Raw genomic sequence first — 24365 nt, 5'->3', positions numbered from 1 at the left:
CTCATCGTGATTGACCGATCAGGTTCAGCACCGCGTCGGCGGCCTGGTTGGAGGCATCCAGGCGCAGGGTGCGGTGGATCTCGTCGAAGCCGCGGGTCTGCTCCTCGCCGCCGTCGATCAGCGGCGACAGCGTCTGGGCCAGGGCCTCGACCGTCGCGTCGTCCTGCAGCAGCTCAGGCACCAGAAGGCGCTGGGCCAGCAGGTTCGGCAAGGACACGTAAGGGCTCTTGACCATGCGCTTGAGGATCCAGAACGTCAGCGGCGCCAGACGGTAGGCGACCACCATCGGCCGCTTGTACAGCAGCGCTTCCAGCGTAGCCGTGCCGGAGGCGATCAGGACTGCGTCGCAGGCGGCGAGGGCCAGGTGGGACTTGCCGTCGAGCAGGGTCACCGGCAGGTCACGGCCGGCCAGCAGCGCTTCGAGCTGCACCCGCCGCTCGGGGCTGGCGCAGGGCAGGACGAAACGCACGCCGGGACGCAGGGCCCGCAGACGCTGGGCGGTGTCGAGGAACAGTGCGCCGAGGCGTCCGACCTCGCCACCTCGGCTGCCCGGCATCAGCGCGACCAGCGGCCCGTCCGGCAACCCCAGTTCGGCCCGCGCGGCCGCACGGTCGGCCTGCAGCGGAATGGCGTCGGCCAGCGAGTGGCCGACGAACCGCACCGGCACGCCCTTCTCTTCGTAGAATTTCGCTTCGAACGGGAACAGCGTGAGCATCAGGTCGCAGCCTTCGCGGATCTTCAGCACGCGCTTCTGCCGCCATGCCCACACCGACGGGCTGACGTAATGCACGGTCTTGATCCCGGCCTGACGCAGCTTGAGTTCGATGTTGAGGTTGAAGTCCGGCGCGTCGATGCCGATGAAGACGTCCGGCTTGCGCTCGATCAGAGATTCGATCAGGTGCTTGCGCCGCTTGAGCAGCTCGCGCAACCGGCCGAGCACCTCCACCAGCCCCATGACCGACAGGCGCTCCATGGGGAAGTCGGAGGTCAGCCCTTCGGCCTGCATCAGCGGTCCGCCGACGCCGATGAACTCGGCCGTCGGATGCCGCGCCTTGAGGGCGCGCATCAGACCGGCGCCCAGAATGTCGCCGGAAGCCTCGCCCGCCACCAGCGCAATACGCAGATTGGCCATGATCAGCGGGTGATGCCGCGGTTCGAAGACTGGATGGAGTCACGGAACAGCGCGACTTCCGGGAACTGGGTCGCGGGCTCGGCCAGTTCGGCCAGCGCCTGCTCCACCGTCAGCCCCTGGCGGTACACCGTCTTGTAGGCGCGGCGCAGGGCGTGGATGGAGTCTTCGCTGAAGCCGCGGCGACGCATGCCCTCGAAGTTCATGCTGCGCGCCTCGGCCGGGTTGCCGAACACGGTGACGAACGCCGGAACGTCCTTGCCGATCGCGGTGCCCATGCCGGAAAAGCTGTGCGCGCCGATGTGGCAATACTGGTGCACCAGCGTGAAGCCGGACAGGATCGCCCAGTCGTCGACGTGGACATGGCCGGCCAACGCGGTGTTGTTGACCAGGATGCAATGGTTGCCGATCACGCTGTCGTGGCCGATGTGGGCATAGGCCATGATCAGGTTGTGGTCGCCCAGCGTGGTTTCCGAGCGGTCCTGCACGGTGCCGCGGTGAATCGTCACGCCTTCGCGGATGACGTTGTGGTCACCGATCACCAGGCGGGTGTCCTCACCCTTGTACTTGAGGTCCGGCGTGTCCTCGCCTACCGAAGAAAACTGGTAGATGCGGTTGTGCTTGCCGATGCGGGTCGGGCCCTTGAGCACAACGTGCGGCCCGATCACTGTACCCTCGCCGATTTCCACACCTGCGCCGACGATCGACCAAGGGCCGACCTCGACCCCTTCAGCCAGGACGGCTGTCGGATCGATGATTGCGCGAGGGTCAATCAAACTCATAGCTTGCGTTCCGCGCAGATGATTTCCGCGGAGCAGACCGGCTTGCCGTCGACCGAAGCCTGGCAGTCGAACTTCCAGATCTGGCGCTTGCAGCTGATGAACTTGGCTTCGAGGATCAACTGGTCGCCCGGCAGCACAGGCTGACGGAAGCGCAGCTTGTCGGAGCCGACGAAGTAGTAGAGGGTGCCGTCGGCCGGTTTCACGTCCAGCATCTTGAAACCGAGGATCCCGGCAGCCTGGGCCATCGCTTCGATGATCAGCACGCCCGGCATGATCGGGTGCGCCGGGAAGTGGCCATTGAAGAACGGCTCGTTGATGCTGACATTCTTGTAGGCGCGAATGCGCTTGCCTTCGGTGTCCAGATCCACCACCCGGTCCACCAGCAGGAACGGGTAACGGTGAGGCAGGTATTCGCGAATCTCGTTGATGTCCATCATTTCGGGGGGAAGCCTATGTAAAGATTGGGAGTGCGACTGAGGCGCACGCCTCTAGCAAATCAGGCAGGCAGCCTGGGGCTGCATGCACTTGATATGGAAATGGTATCAGCCATCTGATGAAGCATTGCCGTCAGGGGTCACTTCCCCCACGCGCTTCTCCAGCTGTTTCAAGCGTCGCGCAAGGTCATCGAGCTGACGGATGCGGGCCGCGCTCTTGCGCCATTCGGCCGCCGGCTGCATGGCTGTGCCGGACGAGTAGGCACCCGGCTCGGTGATCGAGTGGGTGACCATGGTCATGCCGGTCAGGAAAACGTTGTCGCAGATATCGATGTGCCCGACCAGGCCGACGCCGCCGGCCAGCATGCAGTGCTTGCCGATCTTGGTGCTGCCGGAGATGCCGACGCAGGCGGCCATGGCGGTGTGGTCACCGACCTGGACGTTGTGGGCGATCTGGATCTGGTTGTCGAGCTTGACGCCGTTGCCGATCACGGTGTCGGCGAGGGCGCCGCGGTCGATGGCGGTGTTCACGCCGATCTCCACATCGTCGCCGACGGTGACGCCGCCGATCTGGGCAATCTTCTGCCAGACGCCCTTCTCGTTGGCGAAGCCGAAGCCCTCACCGCCGAGCACCGCGCCGGACTGGATCACCACCCGCTTGCCGATGCGCACATCGTGGTACAGCGTCACCCGCGGGGCGAGCCAGCCGCCCTCGCCGATCTCGCTGCGGGCGCCGACCACGCAATGGGCACCGAGCGTCACGCCGGCGCCGATCCGGGCACCTGCCTCGATCACCACAAAGGGGCCGATGCTGGCGGTGGCGTCAACCACCGCGTCCGCCGCGATCACGGCCGTCGGATGGATCCCGGCGGCGGCTTTCGGTTTCGGGTCGAACAGGTGGGACAGGCGGGCATAGGCCAGGTACGGATCCGGCACCACCAGCGCATCGCCGGCGAACGCTTCGGCGTCCGCGGCCTTGAGCAGCAGCGCTGCGGCCTGCGAGCCTGCGAGGTACTTGCGGTATTGGGGATTGGCCAGGAAGCTCAATTGAGCTGGGCCGGCCTCCTGCAAGGTGGCCAGCCCAGTGATTTGCTTCTCCGGGTCGCCACGCAGGGTGGCGCCGAGGAACTCGGCCAGTTGGCCGAGCTTGATGGTCACGGTCATGGGTTACTTCAGCTGGTTCATGCGCTCGATGACCTGGCGCGTGATGTCGTACTGAGGTTTGACATCGATGACTGCGCCACGCTCGAACACCAGGTCAAAACCACCTTTCTTGATGACTTCTTCCACAGCGCTGTCCAGCTTCGGCTTCAGCTGCTTGAGCATTTCGCGGTCAGCGACGGCCTTGGCTTCGTTCAGTTCCTTGGACTGGAACTGGAAGTCACGGGCCTTCTGCTTGAATTCGAGCTCCAGACGCTCACGCTCGCCCTGCTGCATCTTGTCGCCACCGGCCATCAGACGATCCTGGATGCCCTTGGCGCTGCTTTCCAGGGTCTTGAGCTTGGTCAGCTGAGGGCCGAACTTCTTCTCGGCGTCCACGGCGTACTTCTTGGCCGCATCGGATTCGAGCAGGGCCATCTGATAGTTCAGGACGGCGATCTTCATGTCGGCAAATGCCGGGCCTGCCACCAGTACGGAGGCCAGGAGAACCAATTGAGTCAACTTACGCACGATGCACTCCTACAAAATCCATTGTCGTTATCTTGGGTCAGACGCTTAGAACGTCTGGCCGAGGGAGAATTGGAACACTTGGGTTTCAGCGTTATCCGGTTTCTTGATCGGTGTGGCCAACGCGAAGCTCAACGGGCCCAGTGCGGTCACCCAGGTCACGCCGACACCGACGGAACTGGCCATGTTGCTCAGGCTGATGTCGTTGCACTGCGTATCGGACTTCGAACCGTCAGCGTTCACAGCATCTTTGCACTTGGAGTCAAACACGTTACCGACGTCCCAGAATACCGAAGTACGCAGGGAGCGCTGATCCTTGATGAACGGCAGCGGGAACAGAACCTCGACACCGCCCTGAATCAGGACGTTGCCGCCGAACGGCAGCGGATCCTGATCCGGATCGCGCAACGTGCCCGGGTTGGTGCCCTTGCTCGGGGTACTGCGGGGACCGAGGGTGCTGTCCTTGAAGCCGCGAACCGAGTTGAAACCACCAGCATAGTAGTTTTCATAGAACGGCAAGCCGTCGGTGGAGCCGTAACCGTCGCCATAGCCCAGTTCGGTGTGCAGGCGCAGGGTGTAGTTTTCGGTCAACGGCGCGAACAGCTGGCCGCGGTAATCAAGCTTGTAGAACGACAGGTCGCTGCCCGGAATCGTGGTTTCCAGCGTCACGCTCTGGGAACGGCCGCGGGTCGGCAGCACGCCTTTGTTCAGGGTCGACTCGGACCAGCCGGCCGACGCCTTGAAGTTCAGGTAGTTGTCGCCTTCCTTGTTGACGAAGTCGAAGATCTCGTCAACGGTGTAGGTGCCGGTCTTGATCTTGTCCTGCTGGGCAGACAGGCCGAAGGTCAGGCGCGAAGTCTCGCTGATCGGGTAGCCGACGTTCACGCCGGCACCCAGGCTGTCCACCGCATAGCTCGCCACATCGACGTCGAGGTCTTTGTAGTCGGTGGTGCGGTAGAAGGCGTTGTAGCCCAGGCTCACGCCGTCGGCGGTCCAGTAGGGATCGACGTAGCCGAAGTTGTAGCGGCTCTGGTATTCGCTGCGGGTCAGGCCCACGCTGACGCGGTTACCGGTACCGAGGAAGTTGTTCTGGGTGATGGAACCGCCCAGGATCAGGCCGGCGCTCTGGGCGAAGCCCACGCTGGCGGTGATCGAACCGGAGGCCTGCTCCTCGACGCTGTAGTTCACGTCCACCTGGTCGTCGACGCCCGGCACGGCCGGTGTCTCGACATTGACTTCCTTGAAGAAGCCCAGACGCTCCAGACGGGTCTTGGACTGGTCGATCAGGTAGGTCGAAGCCCAGCCGCCTTCCATCTGACGCATTTCACGGCGCAGCACTTCGTCCTCGGACTTGGTGTTGCCACGGAAGTTGATGCGGTTGACGTAGGCGCGCTTGCCCGGATCGACAGCAAACAGGATATCGACGGTGTGATCGTCGTCATGCGGCTGAGGCACGCCGTTGACGTTGGCGAAGGTATAGCCTTCGTTGCCCAGACGACGGGTGATCAGCTCGGAAGTGGTGGTCATCAGCTTGCGCGAGAACACCTGGCCCTTCTGCACCAGCAGCAGGGACTTGACCTGGTCTTCAGGCACTTTCAGGTCGCCGCTCAGCTTGACGTCGCGAACGGTGTACTTCTCGCCTTCCGTCACGTTGACGGTGATGTAGACGTGCTTCTTGTCCGGGGTGATGGACACCTGGGTCGAAGCGATGTCCATGTTGATGTAGCCGCGGTCCAGGTAGTAGGAACGCAGGCGCTCCAGGTCACCGGAGAGCTTTTCGCGGGCGTACTTGTCGTCGTTCTTGAAGAAGGACAGCCAGTTGGTGGTTTTCAGCTCGAACAGGTCGACCAGGTCTTCCTCGGGGAAAACGGTGTTGCCGACCACGTTGATGTGCTGGATGGCCGCCACGGTGCCTTCGTTGATCTTCACTTTCAGGCCGACGCGGTTGCGCGGCTGCGACACCACTTCGGTGTCGACGGTCGCGGAGTAGCGGCCCTGGGCGACATACTGACGCTGCAGCTCGTTGCGCACGCCTTCGAGGGTGGCGCGCTGGAAGATCTCGCCTTCGGCCAGGCCGGACTGCTTGAGGCCTTTCATCAGGTCTTCGGTGGAGATCGCCTTGTTGCCTTCGATCTCGATGCTGGCGACGGACGGACGCTCGACGACCGTGATCACCAGTACGTTGCCTTCGCGGCCCAGCTGGATATCTTGAAAGAAACCGGTTTTGAACAGCGCACGAGTGGACTCCACCAGGCGGCGGTCGTCCGCCTGATCGCCGACGTTCAACGGCAACGCGCCAAAGACGCTGCCTGCGGAAACCCGCTGGAGGCCGTTGACCCGGATATCAGAGATAGTGAAGGACTCGGCGTGAACTTCGGCGATCATCAATACGGTGAGAACCGCAGTTAGCAGCAGACGTTTCATGAAGTCCTTTCTTATTCCAACTGGCAATAAAGAAACTGCCGCAAAATGCGGCAGATTCGCAATTCAACGAAGCGTTACAGACGACCCAGATCGTTGACCAGAGCGAGCAGCATCACTCCAACCACCAAACTGATACCGATCTGTATCCCCCAACCTTGTACCCGCTCCGACAAGGGGCGACCACGCGCCCACTCGATCAGATAAAACAACAGATGCCCCCCATCCAGTACAGGAATGGGCAGCAAATTCAGAACACCCAGGCTAATACTCAGATAAGCAAGGAAATTCAGGAAATCGGCAACGCCCGACTGGGCAGAAGCGCCCGCCACTTTAGCAATGGTTATCGGTCCGCTCAAGTTTTTTACCGAGAGCTCGCCGAAGAGCATTTTCTTCAGGGAATCCAGGGTCAGGACACTCATGGCCCAAGTGCGGCGGGCACCCTCGCCGATCGCCGCCAACGGCCCGAAACTGACCTCGCGGATCATTTCCGGCGGCCAATCGACCGCTTTCACCCCCGCCCCCAGATAGCCGCTCGGCGACTTGCTTTCGCCCCGGGCCGCCAGCGTGACCGGAACATCGAGCTGAGCACCGTCGCGCTCGATGCGCAGCAGGACTTTGGCGTCAGGACGCGTACGGACGGTGTCGACCACCTGCTGCCAGTCGTCCAGCGCCTGGCCATCGAGCGCCAACAGGCGGTCGCCGGTCTTCAGCCCCGCCGCCTGGGCCGGGCCTTTCGGATCGAGTTCGGCAAGCACCGGCGGCAGCGCCGGGCGCCACGGACGGATGCCCAGCGAGCGGATCGGGTCAGGTTCGTCCGCGCCCTTGAGCCAATGGTCCAGGGCCAACTCACGAGGCGAGTCCGCCGTGGAGCCCTGCTCGCGCACCAGCACCTGCAGGGAACCGCTCTCGCCCAGGCGACGCACCAGTTGCAGATTGACCGCCGCCCAACCGGACGTCGGCTCGCCGTCGATGGCGATGATTTCCTGGCCGGGACTCAGGCCGGCCTTGGCCGCCATGCTGCCGGACTCGACCGCGCCGATGACCGGGCGCACCTGCTCGCTGCCGAGCATAGCCAGCACCCAGAAGAACACCAGGGCAAGAAGGAAATTGGCGACAGGGCCGGCAGCAACGATGGCAATTCGCTGACGAACGGTCTTGCGGTTGAATGACTGGTGCAGTTGATCGACCGGCACTTCGCCTTCGCGCTCATCGAGCATCTTGACGTAGCCGCCCAGCGGGATGGCGGCCACCACGAACTCCGTGCCGTGCCTGTCATGCCAGCGCAGCAGGGGCATGCCGAAGCCTACGGAAAAGCGCAGCACCTTGACGCCGCAACGGCGCGCCACCCAAAAGTGGCCGAACTCGTGAAAGGTGACCAACACACCCAGAGCGATCAGGGTGCCGGCAATCATATAGAGCGCGCTCATCTACTTTCTCCGCATTCCTGTCCAGTGCCGCGTGAAGCTGTTTATTGCAGCCCTAACGACCGTGACGGCTCAGCCATTGTTCGGCCAGGATCCGCGCCGTTGCGTCCGCCGTGAACACCGCGTCCAGCTCATCCAGCGCCACCACGGGCTGAAGATTCAACACTTCCTCGATGATACTCGCGATTTCCTGGTAGCGAACCCGTCCGTCGAGAAACGCCGCAACCGCTACCTCGTTGGCCGCATTCAGCATCGCCGGCGCGCTGTCGCCCGCCTCCGCCGCCTGGCGCGCCAAGCGCAGACAAGGGAATCGCTGCTCGTCCGGCGCCTCGAAGTCCAGACGCGCCACCGCGAACAGATCCAGCGGGGCCACTCCCGAATCGATTCGCTCAGGCCATGCCAATGCGTTGGCGATCGGCGTGCGCATGTCAGGGTTGCCCAACTGCGCCAACACGGAACCGTCCACATAATCGACCAGCGAGTGGATCACGCTCTGCGGATGGATGACCACCTCGACCTGCGAAGGCCGGGCATCGAACAGCCAGCAGGCTTCGATCAGTTCCAGCCCCTTGTTCATCATGCTGGCCGAATCCACCGAAATCTTGCGCCCCATGGACCAGTTCGGATGGGCACATGCCTGCTCGGGCGTAACATGCGCCAGATCGGCCAGCGGCGTCTGCCGGAAAGGGCCGCCAGAGGCCGTCAGAAGAATCCGACGCACACCGACATTGCTTAATCCACGGGAGAAATCCTGCGGCATGCACTGGAAGATCGCATTGTGCTCGCTGTCGATCGGCAACAGCACCGAACCGCTCTTGCGCACGGCCTGCATGAACAGGGCGCCGGACATCACCAGCGCCTCCTTGTTGGCCAACAGGATTTTCTTGCCCGCCTCGACGGCCGCAAGGGTCGGGCGCAGCCCGGCGGCGCCGACGATGGCCGCCATCACGGCGTCCACTTCAGGGGCGGCAGCCACCTGGCACAACCCCTCCTCCCCCACCAGCACGCGGGTCGGCAGGCCGGCGGCGCGCAGGTCATCCTGCAGGCGCCGCGCAGACTCTGCCTGAGGCACGACCGCGAACTGCGGCACATGGCGCACGCAGAGGGCGAGCAGCTCGTTCAGCCGGGTGAAACCGCTCAGGGCGAACGCCCGATAGCGGTCGGGATGTCGCGCGATGACGTCCAGGGTGCTCAGGCCAATGGAACCGGTCGCCCCCAGGACGGTGATCTGTTGCGGACGGCTCACGGCGCAGCCATCCACAGCATGACGGCGAACAGCGGGATCGCCGCCGTCAGACTGTCGATGCGATCCAGCACACCGCCATGCCCCGGCAGCAGGTTGCTGCTGTCCTTGATGCCGGACTGACGCTTGAACATGCTTTCCGTGAGGTCGCCCACCACCGATACGAACACGATCACAGCGGCCCCGATCAGGCCCTTGAACAACTGCGCCACTGTCCAGTCGCGCACAAAGGCGACCAGCACGGTGATCACCAGGCTCAAGGCCAGGCCGCCATAGACGCCTTCCCAGCTCTTGCCGGGGCTGACCTGCGGCGCCAGCTTGCGCTTGCCGAAGGCCCGACCGGAGAAGTAGGCACCGATATCGGCGCCCCAGACCAGCACCATCACCGCCATGATCAGCCAGTTGCCCAGCGGATACTGCTTGATCTGCACCAGCCCCTGCCAGGCCGGCAACAGGATCAACAGCCCGATCGCCAGCTTGCAGGCCGCGCTGGACCAATGGCCGCTGGAGCGCGGATAGGTCAGCACCAGATAGGTCGCCACCGCCCACCACAGCACCGAAGCGCCGAGCACCCAAGGGGCAAGCCCGGGCAGGAGATGCATGACGAACAGCATCAACGCGACCACGGCGGCGTAGCCCACGCGGAACGACTGCGCATTGAAGCCTGCCAGACGCGCCCACTCCCAGGCCCCCAGGCTCACGACCAGGCCGATGAACAAGGCGAAACCGGAACCTTCGAGCAGGAAAAAACCGCCCAATGCGATCGGCAACAGGATCAGTGCGGTGATGATTCGTTGTTTAAGCATTAAACGCGAGCCCCGGCTTCGACCTGTTCGCTCGTTTTACCGAAACGACGTTGACGCGAAGCGAAATCGGCCAGCGCGCTGCGCATGGCGTCGTGTTTGAAGTCCGGCCAGAACAGGTCGGAGAAGTACAGTTCGGCGTAGGCCAACTGCCAGAGCAGGAAATTGCTGATGCGGTGCTCGCCGCCGGTGCGGATGCACAGGTCGGGCAGCGGCAGGTCGCCGGTGGCCAGGCAGGTCTGCAGCAGGTCCGGAGTGATGTCGTCCGGCCGCAGGTGCCCGGCCTGAACCTCGCGGGCAAGACGCTGCGCAGCCTGCGCGATGTCCCATTGGCCGCCGTAGTTGGCGGCGATCTGCAGGACGAAGCGGTTGGCGCCGGCGGTCATCGCTTCGGCTTCGCGCATCGCGGCCTGCAGTTCAGGATGGAAACGTGAACGGTCGCCGATGATCCGCAGGCTGATGTTGTTGTCGTTGAGGCGCTTGGCCTCGCGACGCAACGCCTTGAAGAACAGGTCCATCAAGGCGCTGACCTCATCGGCCGGACGCTGCCAGTTCTCGCTGGAGAAGGCAAACAGGGTCAGCACCTCGACCTTGGCCTCGGCGCACACCTCGATCACCGCCCGCACAGCATCCACGCCCGCCTTGTGCCCGGCGACTCCGGGCATGAAGCGCTTCTTGGCCCAGCGGTTGTTGCCATCCATGATGATCGCGACATGGCGCGGCACCGCGGACGGCGCAGTCTGCTTGGTCTTGTCCATTTAAAGCTCGACCCTTATACGGCCATCAGGTCTTTTTCTTTTTCGTCTGTAGCCTTGGTGATCCGACCTTCGAAATCCTTGATCAGCTTATCGATTTCGGCACTTGCACGACGCTCTTCATCCTCGCTGATCTCTTTGCCCTTGGACAGCTTCTTCAGCTTCTCCATGGCATCGCGACGGATGTTGCGCACAGCGACGCGGGCGTCCTCGGCGGCGGCACGCGCCTGCTTGGTGAAGCCCTTGCGGGTCTCTTCGGTCAGCGGAGGCATGCTGATCAGCAGCAGCTCACCCAGGTTAGTCGGGTTGAGGTTCAGGCCGGCGCTGCCGATGGCCTTGTCGATCGCGCCCAGCATATTGCGCTCGAACGCCACGACCTGCAGGGTCTGGGAGTCCTTGACGGTCACGTTGGCGACACCGGTCAACGGCGTGTCAACGCCGTAGTAAGGCACCATCACGCTGCCCAGGATGCTCGGGTGGGCCTTGCCGGTGCGAATCTGGCCGAAGGCATGAACCAGCGATTCGATCGACTTTTCCATGCGCGCCTGAGCGTCTTTCTTGATTTCGTTGATCATTGTTGAACTTCCTCGATCAGGGTTCCTTCAGCGCCGCCGTGCACGATGTTCAGCAGGGCGCCGGGCTTGTTCATGTTAAATACGCGCAGCGGCATCTTGTGGTCGCGGCACAGGCAAATGGCCGTCAGATCCATCACGCCCAGCTTGCGATCCAGGACTTCATCGTAGGTCAGATGATCGAACTTCTCGGCATGCGGGTCCTTGAACGGATCGGCGGTGTAGACGCCATCGACCTTGGTCGCCTTGAGCACGACGTCGGCATCGATCTCGATGGCACGCAGGCAGGCTGCCGAATCCGTGGTGAAGAACGGATTGCCGGTGCCGGCCGCGAAAATCACTACATCCTTGGAGTTCAGGTGGCGCATGGCCTTGCGGCGATCATAGTGATCGGTCACGCCAACCATGGAAATGGCGGACATCACGATGGCCGAGATATTGGCACGTTCCAGCGCGTCGCGCATGGCCAAGGCGTTCATCACAGTGGCCAGCATGCCCATGTGGTCGCCCGTGACCCGGTCCATGCCGGCCTTGCTCAGGGCTTCGCCGCGGAACAGGTTGCCGCCGCCGATCACCAGGCCGACCTGGACACCGATGCCGACCAGCTGGCCGACTTCCAGCGCCATGCGGTCCAGCACTTTCGGGTCGATCCCGAACTCTTCCGAGCCCATCAGGGCCTCGCCGCTGAGCTTGAGTAGAATGCGTTTATAGCGAGCCTGATAACCACTGCCCTGCTGAGCCATTGCGAATCTCTCCTGCGGCGTATTTAAAAATTCTTTGCGAGCTGTTTGCAGCTGGCGCTTCACTCTAGCTTGGCGCTGCTTCAGCGCCATCGGAACATGGCTTTGTAAGTCAGTTCCAAGCGGAAACCAATTAAAAAATCGGTGACCGTATCTGAAAAGAGGCTGCGCGCGTGAGCGGGCAGCCTCTTTCGGGCGACAGTTGAAAAACCGTCTTACTGCTTGGCGGCAGCCACTTGTGCGGCAACTTCTTCAGCGAAGTTGTCGACTGGCTTCTCGATGCCTTCGCCCACTTTGAAGTAGGTGAAGGAAACGATTTCGGCACCGGCTTTCTTGGCCAGCTCGCCAACCTTGACTTCCGGGTTCATGACGAAAGCCTGCTCGACCAGCGAGGCTTCGGCCAGGAACTTCGAGATACGACCCTTGATCATGTTCTCGACGATGTTTTCCGGCTTGCCGGCGATCTTGTCGGCGTTCAGTTGCAGGAAGACGCCCTTCTCGCGCTCGATGGCTTCGGCCGACACTTCCGACGGCAGCAGGAACTCAGGGTTCGAAGCGGCAACGTGCATCGCGATGTTCTTGGCCAGCTCGATGTCGCCGCCTTTCAGGACGACGGTCGCGCCGATCTTGTTGCCGTGCAGGTAAGCACCGACAACGTCACCTTCAACGCGCGCCAGGCGACGGATGTTGACGTTTTCGCCGCACTTGGCGACCAGGGCTTCACGGGCGGCTTCACGCGATGCGATCAGCGGAGCGGCGTCGGTCAGCTTCTGGGCGAAGGCTTCTTCGAGGCTTTCGGCGACGAAGTTCTTGAAGTCGTCCTGCAGGGCCAGGAAGTCGGTCTGCGAGTTCACTTCCAGCAGAACGGCGGATTTGCCGTCGGTCTTGACGGCAATGGCGCCTTCAGCAGCGATGTTGCCTGCTTTCTTGGCAGCCTTGATGGCGCCCGAAGCGCGCATGTCATCAATGGCTTTCTCGATGTCGCCGCCGGCCTTTTCCAGGGCCTTCTTGCAATCCATCATGCCTTCGCCGGTACGCTCGCGCAGTTCTTTGACCAACGCTGCAGTAATTGCTGCCATTTTCAAATTCCTCTTGGATAGGTTTTCAACCATTCCACCCGATCGAACGGGCGTTCAATTCTTCCCGAACCACCTGTTTAGCCGCTGCACGTTACAGATACAGGGCGAGCGCTGCCACAAGCGGGCGCCGACAAATGGTTTTCGAGGTGGCAAAAAGGGGGCCAAGCCCCCTTTTTGCTTACTGAGTCAACGCCAGGGCGTCAATTACTCAGCTGCAGCTGCCGGAGCTTCTTCAACGAAGACTTCGGTGCCGCCAGCAACGTTGTTGCGACCACGGATAACGGCGTCAGCCATCGAACCCATGTACAGCTCGATCGCGCGGATGGCGTCGTCGTTGCCTGGGATGATGTAGTCAACGCCTTCCGGGCTGCTGTTGGTATCGACTACGCCGATGACCGGGATGCCCAGCTTGTTGGCTTCGGTGATCGCGATGCGCTCGTGGTCAACGTCGATCACGAACAGAGCGTCCGGCAGACCGCCCATGTCCTTGATGCCGCCCAGGGAGCGATCCAGCTTCTCCAGGTCACGGGAGCGCATCAGCGCTTCCTTCTTGGTCAGCTTGGCGAAGGTGCCGTCTTCGGCTTGTACTTCAAGGTCACGCAGACGCTTGATGGAAGCACGGATGGTCTTGAAGTTGGTCAGCATGCCGCCCAACCAGCGGTGATCGACGTATGGCGAGCCGCAACGTGCTGCTTGCTCGGCGACGATCTTGCCGGCGGAACGCTTGGTGCCGACGAACAGAATCTTGTTTTTGCCCTGGGCCAGGCGCTCTACGAAGGTCAGTGCTTCGTTGAACATCGGCAGGGTTTTTTCAAGGTTGATGATGTGGATCTTGTTGCGCGCGCCGAAAATGTACTTGCCCATTTTCGGGTTCCAGTAACGGGTTTGGTGACCGAAGTGCACACCGGCCTTCAGCATATCGCGCATGTTGACTTGGGACATGATAGTTCCTTGATAAGTCGGGTTGGGCCTCCACGTATCCCAATGACCAACCGCCGATCCGAGGATCAAGGGCACCCAGGTCATCGTGTCGACACGTGTGTGGGTTAGTGCTTTCGGGGCTATCCCCGGAAAGCGGCGCATTTTATACCACAGGGAGGGCGCAAACGGAACCCGGAATCTGCATTCGCATCAGGGACATGGGGGACAGCCCCCCGGTTGAGGCGCCCTGCGCAGCAGTGTATAGACGGACGCAACGCAGACAGGCGCGGATTTGCGCCTTTCGTCTGTTAGAATCGCGATTTTCAGGGTCGCAGAGCCAACGCCTGCCACCCTATCCGTATCTGCAAGCGCCGCCGGGCGCAGAGAGAGCCTGTATGACCGTCAACCTCAAAACCCCCGAGGACATCGCTGGCATGCGTGTCGCCGGCAAACTGGCCGCCGACGTGCTGGAAATGATCGCCGAGCACGTGAAGCCGGGCGTCACCACCGATGAGCTGAACCAGATCTGCCACGACTACATCATCGATGTGCAGCAGGCCATCCCCGCCCCGCTCAACTACAAGGGCTACCCGAAGTCGATCTGCACCTCGATCAACCATGTGGTCTGCCACGGCATCCCCAACGACAAGCCGCTGAAGAACGGCGACACCCTGAACATCGACGTCACGGTGATCAAGGACGGCTACCACGGCGACACCAGCCGCATGTTCCACGTCGGCACCGTGCCGGTCTGGGCCGAACGCCTGTCCCAGGTCACCCAGGAATGCATGTACAAGGCGATCGAGATCGTCAAGCCAGGCTGCCGCCTCGGCGACATCGGCGAGATCATCCAGAAGCACGCGGAGAAGAACGGTTTCTCGGTGGTGCGCGAGTTCTGCGGCCACGGCATCGGCAAGGTGTTCCACGAAGAGCCGCAGATCCTGCACTACGGCCGCGCCGGCACCGGCATGGAACTGCAGGCCGGCATGACCTTCACCATCGAGCCGATGATCAACCAGGGCAAGGCCGACACCAAGGTGCTGGGCGACGGCTGGACCGCCATCACCAAGGACCGCAAGCTCTCGGCCCAATGGGAACACACCCTGCTGGTCACCGAAACCGGCTACGAGATCTTCACCCTGCGCAGCGACGACACGATCCCGCGCGTATCGGCCTGAACCAGAAAACGCTCCCAGCCTATAGAAGGAAAGCCAATCGATGCCGCAGGTGGATCCCGAACTCTTCGACCGCGGCCAGTTCCAGGCTGAACTGGCCCTGAAAGCGAGTCCCATCGCGGCATTCAAGAAGGCCATCCGCCAGGCCCATGAAGTGCTCGACACGCGCTTTCGCAACGGCCGCGACATCCGCCGGCTGATCGAAGACCGCGCCTGGTTCGTCGACAACATCCTGCAGAAGGCCTGGGAGCAGTTCAACTGGAGCGAAGACGCCGACATCGCGCTGGTGGCGGTCGGCGGCTACGGCCGCGGTGAGCTGCACCCCTATTCCGACATCGATCTGCTGATCCTGCTGGACAGCGCCGACCACGAAATCTTCCGCGATTCCATCGAGCGCTTCCTGACCTTGCTGTGGGACATCGGCCTGGAAGTCGGCCAGAGCGTCCGTTCGGTGGACGAATGCGCCGAAGAGGCCCGCGCCGACCTCACGGTCGTCACCAACCTGATGGAAAGCCGCACCATCTGCGGCCCCGAGCGCCTGCGCCAGCGGATGCTGGACGTCACCAGCACCGCCCACATGTGGCCGAGCAAGGACTTCTTCCTGGCCAAGCGCGCCGAGCAGAAGGCCCGCCACCACAAGTACAACGACACCGAGTACAACCTGGAGCCCAACGTCAAGGGTTCGCCCGGCGGGCTGCGGGACATCCAGACGATCCTCTGGGTCGCCCGCCGCCAGTACGGCACCCTGAACCTGCGGGCCCTGGCCGGCGAGGGCTTTCTGGTGGAGAGCGAAAACGCCCTGCTGGCCTCCTCGCAGGAGTTTCTCTGGAAGGTGCGCTATGCCCTGCACATGCTGGCCGGCCGCGCCGAAGACCGCCTGCTGTTCGACCACCAGCGCTCGATCGCCACGCTGCTGGGCTTCGAAGGCGACGACGCCAAGCAAGCCGTCGAAAACTTCATGCAGCAGTACTTCCGGGTGGTGATGAGCATCGCCCAGCTCAGTGACCTGATCATCCAGCACTTCGAGGAAGTGATCCTCGCGCCGGAGGACGAGGCGCCGCCGCAGCCGATCAACGCGCGCTTCCAGCTGCACGACGGCTACATCGAGGCGCGCAGCGAAAACGTGTTCCGCCGCACCCCGTTCGCCATGCTCGAGATCTTCGTGCTGATGGCCCAGCAGCCGGAAATCAAGGGCGTGCGCGCCGACACCATCCGCCTGCTGCGCGAGCACCGGCACCTGATCGACGACAACTTCCGCAACGACATCCGCAACACCAGCCTGTTCATCGAGCTGTTCAAGTGCAAGATCGGCATCCACCGCAACCTGCGCCGGATGAACCGCTACGGCATCCTCGGGCGCTACCTGCCGGAGTTCGGCTTCATCGTCGGGCAGATGCAGCACGACCTGTTCCACATCTATACGGTGGACGCCCACACGCTGAACCTGATCAAGCACCTGCGCAAACTGCAGTACACCCAGGTGTCGGAAAAATTCCCGCTGGCCAGCAAGCTCATGGGCAAGCTGCCCAAGCCCGAGCTGATCTACCTGGCCGGCCTGTACCACGACATCGGCAAGGGCCGTCACGGTGACCATTCGGAGATCGGCGCGGTGGACGCCGAGGCTTTCTGCCAGCGGCATCAGCTGCCGGTCTGGGACAGCCGCCTGATCGTGTGGCTGGTGCAGAACCACCTGGTGATGTCCACCACCGCCCAGCGCAAGGACCTGTCCGATCCGCAGGTGATCCACGATTTCGCCCAGACCGTCGGCGACGAGACCCGCCTCGACTATCTCTATGTGCTGACCGTGGCCGACATCAACGCCACCAACCCGACCCTGTGGAACTCCTGGCGCGCCAGCCTGCTGCGCCAGCTCTACACCGAAACCAAGCGTGCGCTGCGCCGCGGCCTGGAAAACCCGGTGGACCGCGAGGAGCAGATCCGCCAGACCCAGAGCGCCGCGCTGGACATCCTGGTGCGCGGCGGCACCGACCCGGACGACGTCGAGCAACTGTGGGCGCAACTGGGCGACGACTACTTCCTGCGCCACACCGCCGGCGACGTGGCCTGGCACAGCGACGCGATCCTCCAGCAGCCGGCCGACGGCGGGCCGCTGGTGCTGATCAAGGAGACCACCCAGCGCGAATTCGAGGGCGGCACGCAGATCTTCATCTACGCGCCGGACCAGCACGACTTCTTCGCCGTGACCGTGGCGGCGATGGACCAGCTCAACCTGAACATCCACGATGCCCGGGTCATCACCTCCAGCAGCCAGTTCACCCTCGACACCTACATCGTGCTCGACACCGACGGCGACTCGATCGGCGACAACCCGCTGCGGGTCAAGCAGATCCGCGACGGCCTGACCGAAGCCCTGCGCAATCCCGACGATTACCCGACGATCATCCAGCGCCGGGTGCCGCGCCAGCTCAAGCACTTTGCGTTCGCGCCGCAGGTGACGATCCACAACGACGCCCAGCGTCCGGTGACGGTGCTGGAACTCACGGCACCGGACCGCCCGGGCCTGCTGGCGCGGATCGGCGGCATCTTCCTCGAATTCGACCTGTCGCTGCAGAACGCCAAGATCGCCACCCTGGGCGAACGGGTGGAGGACGTGTTCTTCATCACCGACGCCAACAACCAGCCGTTGTCCGACCCGCTGCTGTGCAGCCGCCTGCAGGATGCGATCGTCGAGCAACTGAGCGTCAACCAGGAACCGGACATCAAGCTGTCGCGCATCAGCATCTGACCCAACAACTTCCCCCTGTGGGAGCGGCCCGCCCGCGAAAGCGGCGTACCTGTCGACGCACGGCTCACCGACAGACCGCCTTCGCGGACAAACCCGCTCCCACACAGCACGAGGCCCCCATGAACAACGCCCTGAACCAGTTGCAGCCCTACCCGTTCGAAAAGCTCCGCGCCCTGCTCGGCAGCGTCACGCCGACCCCGGACAAGCGCCCGATCGCCCTGTCGATCGGCGAGCCGAAACACCGCTCGCCCAGCTTTGTCGCCGAGGCGCTGGCCAGCAACCTGGACCAGATGGCGGTGTACCCGACCACCCTCGGCATCCCGGCCCTGCGCGAAGCCATCGCCGCCTGGTGCGAACGCCGCTTCAACGTGCCGGCCGGCTGGATCGATCCGGCGCGCAACGTGCTCCCGGTCAACGGTACGCGTGAGGCACTGTTCGCCTTCACCCAGACCGTGGTCAACCGCGGCGATGACGCACTGGTGGTCAGCCCGAACCCGTTCTACCAGATCTACGAAGGCGCGGCGTTCCTGGCCGGGGCCAAGCCGCACTACCTGCCGTGCCTCGACGAAAACGGCTTCAACCCGGACTTCGACGCGGTGTCGCCGGACATCTGGAAACGCTGCCAGATCCTGTTCCTGTGCTCGCCGGGCAACCCGACCGGCGCGCTGATCCCCCTCGACACCCTCAAAAAGCTGATCGCCCTGGCCGACGAGCACGATTTCGTGATCGCCGCCGACGAGTGCTACAGCGAGCTGTACTTCGACGAACAGACACCGCCGCCGGGCCTGCTGACCGCCTGCGCCGAACTGGGCCGCAAGGACTTCAAGCGCTGCGTGGTGTTCCACAGCCTGTCCAAGCGCTCGAACCTGCCGGGGCTGCGCTCGGGCTTCGTCGCCGGCGATGCCGACGTCCTCAAGGGCTTCCTGCTGTACCGCACCTACCACGGCTGCGCGATGCCGGTGCAGACCCAACTGGCCAGCGTCGCCGCCTGGAACGACGAAGTGCACGTGCGCGCCAACCGCGCGCTGTACCGCGAGAAGTTCGACGCCGTGCTGGCGATCCTCGGCCCGGTGATGGACGTGCAGCGCCCCGACGGCAGCTTCTACCTGTGGCCGAACGTGAACGGCGACGACGCGGCGTTCTGTCGCGACCTGTTCGAACAGGAGCACGTGACCGTGGTGCCGGGCTCGTACCTGTCCCGCGACGTCGACGGCGTCAATCCGGGGGCGGGCCGCGTGCGCATGGCGCTGGTGGCACCGCTGGCGGAATGCGTTGAGGCCGCCGAACGGATCCGCGCGTTCATCACCCGCAAACAATAAGCAACCGTTTCGTCCGCCTGTACGGTGCAATGCCGTACAGGTCGGTTCCCCATGGCAATATCCACTTATAACTCACAACTTTACGCGTTGCCGCGCCACAACTTACATTTCAGCCGCTAGTTTTAAAAACCTCTCGACCACTTAATCTCAAAAGGAATTTGAGAATGTCCGAATACATCCCATGCCTAACTATTCGACCGACCGACAACGAACTTTCGTACCGTTTGGCCGTTGAGGAAAACCCGAACAATGCCGCGAGCAGCGGCAATGGCTCGATGGCAGTCGGGCTCAAGTCGAAGTTTTGGAGAAACTTCCAGACCTTGAGCGTCGGATTCCTCGACCAAATTTCAAGCGATGAAAAAAAGGCGTTTCAGAAAGCCATCAACAAGTGGACAAGATTGGTCAATCTGAACATCGTGTTCGTTGCTGACGCCAGAAAAGCGATCATCCGGATAAAGACCAAGACCCAACGAAACTCCTCGGCCGTGGGCACCGATGCGCTGACCCAAGACTATGGGACCCCCACAATGTATATCGGCGTAAACCCCAAAAGCGCGAAATTCGAAGCAACGGTTCTTCACGAGTTCGGCCATGCGCTCGGCTTCGAGCACGAACATTTGCATCCTGATGCCCACATCCCTTGGAACAGGGAGAAAGTCTACAACCGCTACAGGTTCTCCATTTCCCGAGAAGAAATCGACGATAACTTTTTCAATCCAATCAATGAGCCCACGCTTTACTGCACCGAATACGACCGCGATTCAATCATGCACTACCACATCAACAAGGAACTCACCGACGGAAAACTTGAAGTAAAGGAAAACCTCACACTCAGTTCTGGCGACATGTATCTGGCCATGAAAGTCTACCCGGAAACACCGGAAGACTAACGATCGCTGCCGTAGGCTCTGCCCCCAAAACACCCCTGACTTCACGGAAGAAGCCAAAGATGAATCAACTTATGGATTGCCAACTCCTGCAATGGCCGGACGATCAAGCCGCCTACCGCACGGCCATCAACGAAAACCCAGCCAATGCCGGACGCAGCAACGGCGGTCGGCGCAAGCGTTCGCTGATCAACTATTCGAAACTCTGGGCCAATGGCCGAACCCTGAAGATCGCCTTCATGGATTCGCCCGATGCCGACCGCAAACGGAAAATCATCGCCGCCGCCAGCCGCTGGCTGCCGTTCATCAACCTGAAGTTCGATTTCGTCGACGGCCCGCAAGGCGACATCCGCATCGCCACCAGAACCGGCAGCAACAGCTCGATGCTGGGCACGGACGCCCTGCTCATCCATCCCGACTGGCCCACCATGAGCCTTGGCGTCGACCCGCAGGACCCGGACTTCGATGTCATCGTGACCCATGAGTTCGGACATGCGCTGGGGGCCATGCACGAACATCAGCACCCCAAGGCCAACATCCCCTGGGACAAGCCCAAGGTGTATGAGTTTTACGCAAACCGGGAGATGAATCCGCTGACCCGCGAACAGGTCGACGTAAACCTGTTCGAGCCCTTCGACACGCTGGAAGCGATCTACACCGACTACGACCGGCGCTCCATCATGCATCACCCGGTCGCGAATGCGCTGACGCTGGGTGATTGGGAAAACCCGATCAACCGGAAGATCAGCAAAAAGGACAAGAAGATGATGAGACAGCTTTATCCGAAGCAGCCCCGGAAAATCCGGTGAACGATCAGCGCTGGCCAGCCCTTCCGGTCACTTGACCTGTCCGAGGTTCGCCTCGCTCAGGTCAAGGTCCGCCAGTACCTCCCGCAACACGTCATCGCCGATCTGGTGATGACGACTCAGGCCGTACAGGGCCAGGCGCTGCGCCCGCAGCGCCTTCAGGCGCAGGCGACGCTCCAGCAGATCCATCTGGAAGGCCAGCGCCTGGGCTTCGGCCGAATCGTTGAACACCTCCAACTGATGCCGGTACTCGGACATGATCCGCGCCTTGAGTTCCGCCGCCAGGGCAGCCTGGGCGGCGTCCTGCGGGTTGGCCTCCTCGGTCTCCAGCGCATGGATCGCCGCCTCGGCGGTCTTGCGCCAGGCCTCGCGGACTTCCTGGCGACGCTTGTCGTCCGGGCTCTTCTCGATGCCCCGCAGCAGCAGCGGCAGCGCGATGCAGGCCGCGATCAGCGACAGCAGAATCACCCCCGCGGCGATGAAGATCAGCAAGTCCCGCTCCGGGAACAGTTGCGCGCCCATCAGCATCGGCACCGACATCACACCCGCCAGCGTCACCGCCCCGCGCACCCCGCCCACCGTCAGCAGCCAGCAGGAGCGCGCCGTCGGCACCTGCGTCAGGTCGCCCTTGCCGCGCAGGCGCCGCAGCAGCACCGACAGGCGCCAGATGCTCTGCACCCAGACGAAGCGCAGCAGCACCAGCGCCAGGAAAATCGCCAGCACCTCCAGGCCACGGTAGAACAAGGCCGGCCACAGCGACGTTTCATGGCTGACCACCGCCTTGACGATGTCCGGCAGCTGCAGGCCCAGCAGCAGGAAGATCAGGCCGTTGAAGGCGAACTCCAACAGCGACCAGACGCTGCGGTTGAGCAGCCGGGTGCTGGTCTGGCGCGGCAGCAGGTCGAGCCAGCTCTGCATCATGCCGGCCGCGACGGCCGACAGGATCCCCGAGGCGCCCAGGCGTTCGGCCAGCACATAGGCGGCGAACGGCAACAGCAGCATGAACACCACATGGGTCGCCGGGTCGTCCCAGCCTCGGGCGATCATCCACGCCCGCAGCCGGCCGACCAGCCAGCTCAGCGCCACGCCGACCAGCAGGCCGCCCACCGCCACCAGCACGAACGTCAGGCTGGCGTTGGCCAATGAGAAGGCGCCGGTCACCGCCGCCACCAGGGCGAACTTGAAGGTCACCAGGCCCGAGGCGTCGTTCATCAGCGCCTCGCCCTGCAGGATGTGCATCAACGGGGTCGGCAGGCGGTTCTGGGAGATGGCGGACACCGCCACCGCATCCGTGGGCGACAGCACGGCCGCCAGGGCGAAGGCCACCGGCAAGGGAATGCCCGGCAACAGCCAGTGAATGAAGTAGCCCGCCCCGACGACGGTGAACAGCACCAGCCCCACCGCCAGCGTCAGGATCGGGCCGCGCAAGTGCCAAAACTCGCGCTTGGGCATGCGCCAGCCATCGGAAAACAGCAGCGGCGGCAAAAACAGGAACAGGAACAGTTCGGGGTCGAGGGCGACATGCAGCCCCAGCGTCGGCCAGGCCAGCAGGGCCCCGGCGGCGATCTGCACCAGGGGCAGCGGCAAGGGGACGACCCGTCCGACCAGGCGCGAGACGCTGACCAGCATCAGCAGGATCAGGACGGTATAGGCGGTTTGCATAAAGCGGATGTCTCAGGCGATCGACAGCGATGAACTGCCATATTAGCCGCATAGGCTCTGGATGACCGTTGCACCTATGTCGCACAGCCTCGATCCGTTCTTCTGTGGGCGCCAGCCTGCCGGCGATGGCGTCACTTGGCCAAACCAGACAGCGGCCCCACAGGCCCGATCAAGATTCCGGCGAGTAAATCGACCATGGCCGCCGCGATACCGTCCGGTCATGGCATAATCCGACACCATTTTTCTCCAGCACCTGTAAAGGGGGCGATTCCTTGACCGTTTCAAGCAAAACGTTGCACCTTTTCGGCATCAAAGCCTGCGACACCATGAAAAAGGCGCGCACCTGGCTCGATGAACACGCTGTCAGCTACGACTTCCACGACTACAAGACCGCCGGCATCGACCGTGAGCACCTGACCCAATGGTGCGACGAACATGGCTGGCAAACCGTGCTGAACCGCGCGGGCACGACCTTCCGCAAGCTCGACGACGAATGCAAAGCCGATCTCGACCAGCCGAAGGCCATCGAACTGATGCTCGCCCAACCCTCGATGATCAAGCGCCCGGTGCTCGATCTCGGTGACCGAACCCTGATTGGCTTCAAGCCAGATACCTACGCGGCAGCGCTCAAGTAAGCGGCCCGTCCCCATTCGAAAGAGGTATTCACATGTCCAACTCCCTGTTCAGCCTGGCCTTCGGCGTCGGCACCCAAAACCGTGACGGCGCCTGGCTGGAAGTGTTCTACGCCCAGCCGCTGCTCAAGCCGTCGGCCGAGCTGGTCGCCGCCGTCGCGCCGATCCTGGGCTACAGCGAAGGCAACCAGGCCATCGCCTTCACCACCGCCCAGGCTGCGCAACTGGCCGAAGCCGTGAAAGGCGTCGACGCCGCGCAGGCCAAGCTGCTGACCCGCCTGGCCGAAAGCCACAAGCCGCTGGTCGCCACCCTGCTGGCCGAAGACACCCAGCTGACCTCCACCCCTGAGGCCTACCTCAAGCTGCACCTGCTGTCCCACCGCCTGGTGAAACCGCACGGCGTGAGCCTGGCCGGCATCTTCCCGCTGCTGCCGAACGTGGCCTGGACCAGCCAGGGCGCCATCGACCTGAGCGAACTGGCCGAGCTGCAACTCGAAGCCCGCCTGCGCGGCGAACTGCTGGAAGTGTTCTCGGTGGACAAGTTCCCGAAAATGACCGACTACGTGGTGCCGGCCGGCGTGCGCATCGCTGACGCCGCCCGCCTGCGCCTGGGCGCCTACGTGGGCGAAGGCACCACCGTGATGCACGAAGGCTTCATCAACTTCAACGCCGGCACCGAAGGCCCGGGCATGATCGAAGGCCGCGTGTCCGCCGGCGTGTTCGTCGGCAAGGGTTCGGACCTGGGCGGCGGCTGCTCGACCATGGGCACCCTGTCGGGCGGCGGCAACATCGTGATCAAGGTCGGCGAAGGCTGCCTGATCGGCGCCAACGCCGGCATCGGCATTCCGCTGGGCGACCGCAACACCGTCGAGTCGGGCCTGTACGTGACCGCCGGCACCAAGGTCGCGCTGCTGGACGAGAACAACCAGCTGGTCAAGGTGGTCAAGGCCCGTGACCTGGCCGGCCAGACCGACCTGCTGTTCCGCCGCAACTCGGAAACCGGTGCCGTGGAGTGCAAGACCCACAAATCGGCCATCGAACTGAACGAAGCGCTGCACGCCCACAACTAAGCGGCACATCGTCCAACCTGTGGGGGCGGGCTTGCCCGCGGAGTCTTTGGCGTCCTCAAGGACGCCTGCGCGGGCAAGCCCGCTCCCACAGGTC

General features: G+C 63.0%; 22 protein-coding genes. 7 read left to right on the top strand and 15 right to left on the bottom strand.

Features of this window, described 5'->3' with window-relative positions; translation table 11 throughout:
* Position 1: 1 nt before the first annotated feature.
* From lpxB to rpsB, 14 genes are all read right to left on the bottom strand, one after another.
* Entirely contained in the window at positions 2-1132 is a 1131-nt protein-coding gene (gene lpxB / locus ACIP0B_RS12930) for a lipid-A-disaccharide synthase (RefSeq protein ID WP_400832346.1), read from the bottom strand.
* A 2-nt stretch (positions 1133-1134) separates the two neighbouring features.
* Positions 1135-1911, bottom strand: coding sequence for an acyl-ACP--UDP-N-acetylglucosamine O-acyltransferase (gene lpxA, locus ACIP0B_RS12925; protein WP_400832344.1), 777 nt, complete (start codon positions 1909-1911; stop codon positions 1135-1137).
* Positions 1908-2348, bottom strand: a complete 441-nt coding sequence (fabZ, locus tag ACIP0B_RS12920) for a 3-hydroxyacyl-ACP dehydratase FabZ (protein ID WP_085581395.1) — start codon at positions 2346-2348, stop codon at positions 1908-1910. The genes lpxA and fabZ overlap by 4 nt, the downstream gene beginning before the upstream one ends.
* Positions 2349-2453: 105 nt before the next feature.
* Entirely contained in the window at positions 2454-3509 is a 1056-nt protein-coding gene (gene lpxD / locus ACIP0B_RS12915; RefSeq protein ID WP_400832342.1) for a UDP-3-O-(3-hydroxymyristoyl)glucosamine N-acyltransferase, read from the bottom strand.
* Between the two features lie 3 nt (positions 3510-3512).
* Complete coding sequence (locus tag ACIP0B_RS12910) at positions 3513-4016, bottom strand: OmpH family outer membrane protein (RefSeq protein ID WP_003222140.1); 504 nt, start codon at positions 4014-4016, stop codon at positions 3513-3515.
* A 45-nt stretch (positions 4017-4061) separates the two neighbouring features.
* The gene (bamA, locus tag ACIP0B_RS12905; protein WP_400832339.1) at positions 4062-6437 is read right to left on the bottom strand and encodes an outer membrane protein assembly factor BamA; all 2376 of its coding nucleotides are present in this window, start codon (positions 6435-6437) and stop codon (positions 4062-4064) included.
* A 74-nt stretch (positions 6438-6511) separates the two neighbouring features.
* Entirely contained in the window at positions 6512-7864 is a 1353-nt protein-coding gene (rseP, locus tag ACIP0B_RS12900) for a sigma E protease regulator RseP (RefSeq protein ID WP_400832336.1), read from the bottom strand.
* Between the two features lie 52 nt (positions 7865-7916).
* Positions 7917-9107 (bottom strand): 1-deoxy-D-xylulose-5-phosphate reductoisomerase, encoded by a 1191-nt coding sequence (gene ispC / locus ACIP0B_RS12895; RefSeq protein WP_400832334.1) that lies wholly within the window; start codon positions 9105-9107, stop codon positions 7917-7919.
* A complete protein-coding gene (locus ACIP0B_RS12890) occupies positions 9104-9910 on the bottom strand; it encodes a phosphatidate cytidylyltransferase (protein ID WP_400832333.1) in 807 nt (268 codons plus the stop codon). Before ACIP0B_RS12890 ends, ispC begins: the two co-directional genes overlap by 4 nt.
* Entirely contained in the window at positions 9910-10665 is a 756-nt protein-coding gene (uppS, locus tag ACIP0B_RS12885) for a polyprenyl diphosphate synthase (protein ID WP_400832330.1), read from the bottom strand. The genes ACIP0B_RS12890 and uppS overlap by 1 nt, the downstream gene beginning before the upstream one ends.
* Before the next feature lie 14 nt (positions 10666-10679).
* Positions 10680-11237, bottom strand: coding sequence for a ribosome recycling factor (gene frr, locus ACIP0B_RS12880; RefSeq protein ID WP_400832327.1), 558 nt, complete (start codon positions 11235-11237; stop codon positions 10680-10682).
* Entirely contained in the window at positions 11234-11977 is a 744-nt protein-coding gene (gene pyrH, locus ACIP0B_RS12875; protein ID WP_011332683.1) for a UMP kinase, read from the bottom strand. Before pyrH ends, frr begins: the two co-directional genes overlap by 4 nt.
* A gap of 212 nt (positions 11978-12189) precedes the next feature.
* Entirely contained in the window at positions 12190-13053 is an 864-nt protein-coding gene (gene tsf, locus ACIP0B_RS12870) for a translation elongation factor Ts (RefSeq protein WP_085581379.1), read from the bottom strand.
* A gap of 204 nt (positions 13054-13257) precedes the next feature.
* Positions 13258-13995 carry a 30S ribosomal protein S2 gene (gene rpsB, locus ACIP0B_RS12865; protein ID WP_175375070.1) on the bottom strand — a complete coding sequence of 246 codons (738 nt, stop codon included), beginning with the start codon at positions 13993-13995 and terminating at the stop codon, positions 13258-13260.
* A gap of 374 nt (positions 13996-14369) precedes the next feature.
* Between rpsB and map the strand changes: the two genes are divergently transcribed.
* The 5 genes from map to ACIP0B_RS12840 all read left to right on the top strand — a co-directional run bounded on the left by map (position 14370) and on the right by ACIP0B_RS12840 (position 20910).
* Complete coding sequence (gene map / locus ACIP0B_RS12860; protein ID WP_400832325.1) at positions 14370-15152, top strand: type I methionyl aminopeptidase; 783 nt, start codon at positions 14370-14372, stop codon at positions 15150-15152.
* A gap of 40 nt (positions 15153-15192) precedes the next feature.
* Positions 15193-17895: a [protein-PII] uridylyltransferase gene (locus tag ACIP0B_RS12855; RefSeq protein WP_400832323.1), complete on the top strand. Its 2703-nt coding sequence runs from the start codon at positions 15193-15195 to the stop codon at positions 17893-17895.
* 119 nt (positions 17896-18014) lie between these two features.
* A complete protein-coding gene (dapC, locus tag ACIP0B_RS12850; RefSeq protein WP_400832321.1) occupies positions 18015-19214 on the top strand; it encodes a succinyldiaminopimelate transaminase in 1200 nt (399 codons plus the stop codon).
* A gap of 164 nt (positions 19215-19378) precedes the next feature.
* Positions 19379-20104 carry a M12 family metallopeptidase gene (locus ACIP0B_RS12845; RefSeq protein WP_400832320.1) on the top strand — a complete coding sequence of 242 codons (726 nt, stop codon included), beginning with the start codon at positions 19379-19381 and terminating at the stop codon, positions 20102-20104.
* Between the two features lie 59 nt (positions 20105-20163).
* Complete coding sequence (locus tag ACIP0B_RS12840) at positions 20164-20910, top strand: peptidase M12 (RefSeq protein WP_400832318.1); 747 nt, start codon at positions 20164-20166, stop codon at positions 20908-20910.
* Positions 20911-20937: 27 nt separating this feature from the next.
* Here ACIP0B_RS12840 and ACIP0B_RS12835 read toward each other — a convergent pair whose 3' ends face one another.
* Positions 20938-22569 (bottom strand): Na+/H+ antiporter, encoded by a 1632-nt coding sequence (locus ACIP0B_RS12835; RefSeq protein WP_400832317.1) that lies wholly within the window; start codon positions 22567-22569, stop codon positions 20938-20940.
* A gap of 272 nt (positions 22570-22841) precedes the next feature.
* Here ACIP0B_RS12835 and ACIP0B_RS12830 point away from each other — a divergent pair, with 272 nt between their 5' ends.
* Positions 22842-23204, top strand: coding sequence for an ArsC family reductase (locus tag ACIP0B_RS12830; protein ID WP_400832315.1), 363 nt, complete (start codon positions 22842-22844; stop codon positions 23202-23204).
* A gap of 32 nt (positions 23205-23236) precedes the next feature.
* The gene (gene dapD / locus ACIP0B_RS12825) at positions 23237-24271 is read left to right on the top strand and encodes a 2,3,4,5-tetrahydropyridine-2,6-dicarboxylate N-succinyltransferase (RefSeq protein WP_400832313.1); all 1035 of its coding nucleotides are present in this window, start codon (positions 23237-23239) and stop codon (positions 24269-24271) included.
* Positions 24272-24365: the final 94 nt, after the last annotated feature.

It is taken from the genome of Pseudomonas sp. NPDC089534, from assembly GCF_044749305.1.
Taxonomy (GTDB): domain Bacteria; phylum Pseudomonadota; class Gammaproteobacteria; order Pseudomonadales; family Pseudomonadaceae; genus Aquipseudomonas; species Aquipseudomonas ekonensis.
Note: the sequence above shows the minus strand (reverse complement) of the source record. Positions and strands in the feature narration are given on the sequence as shown.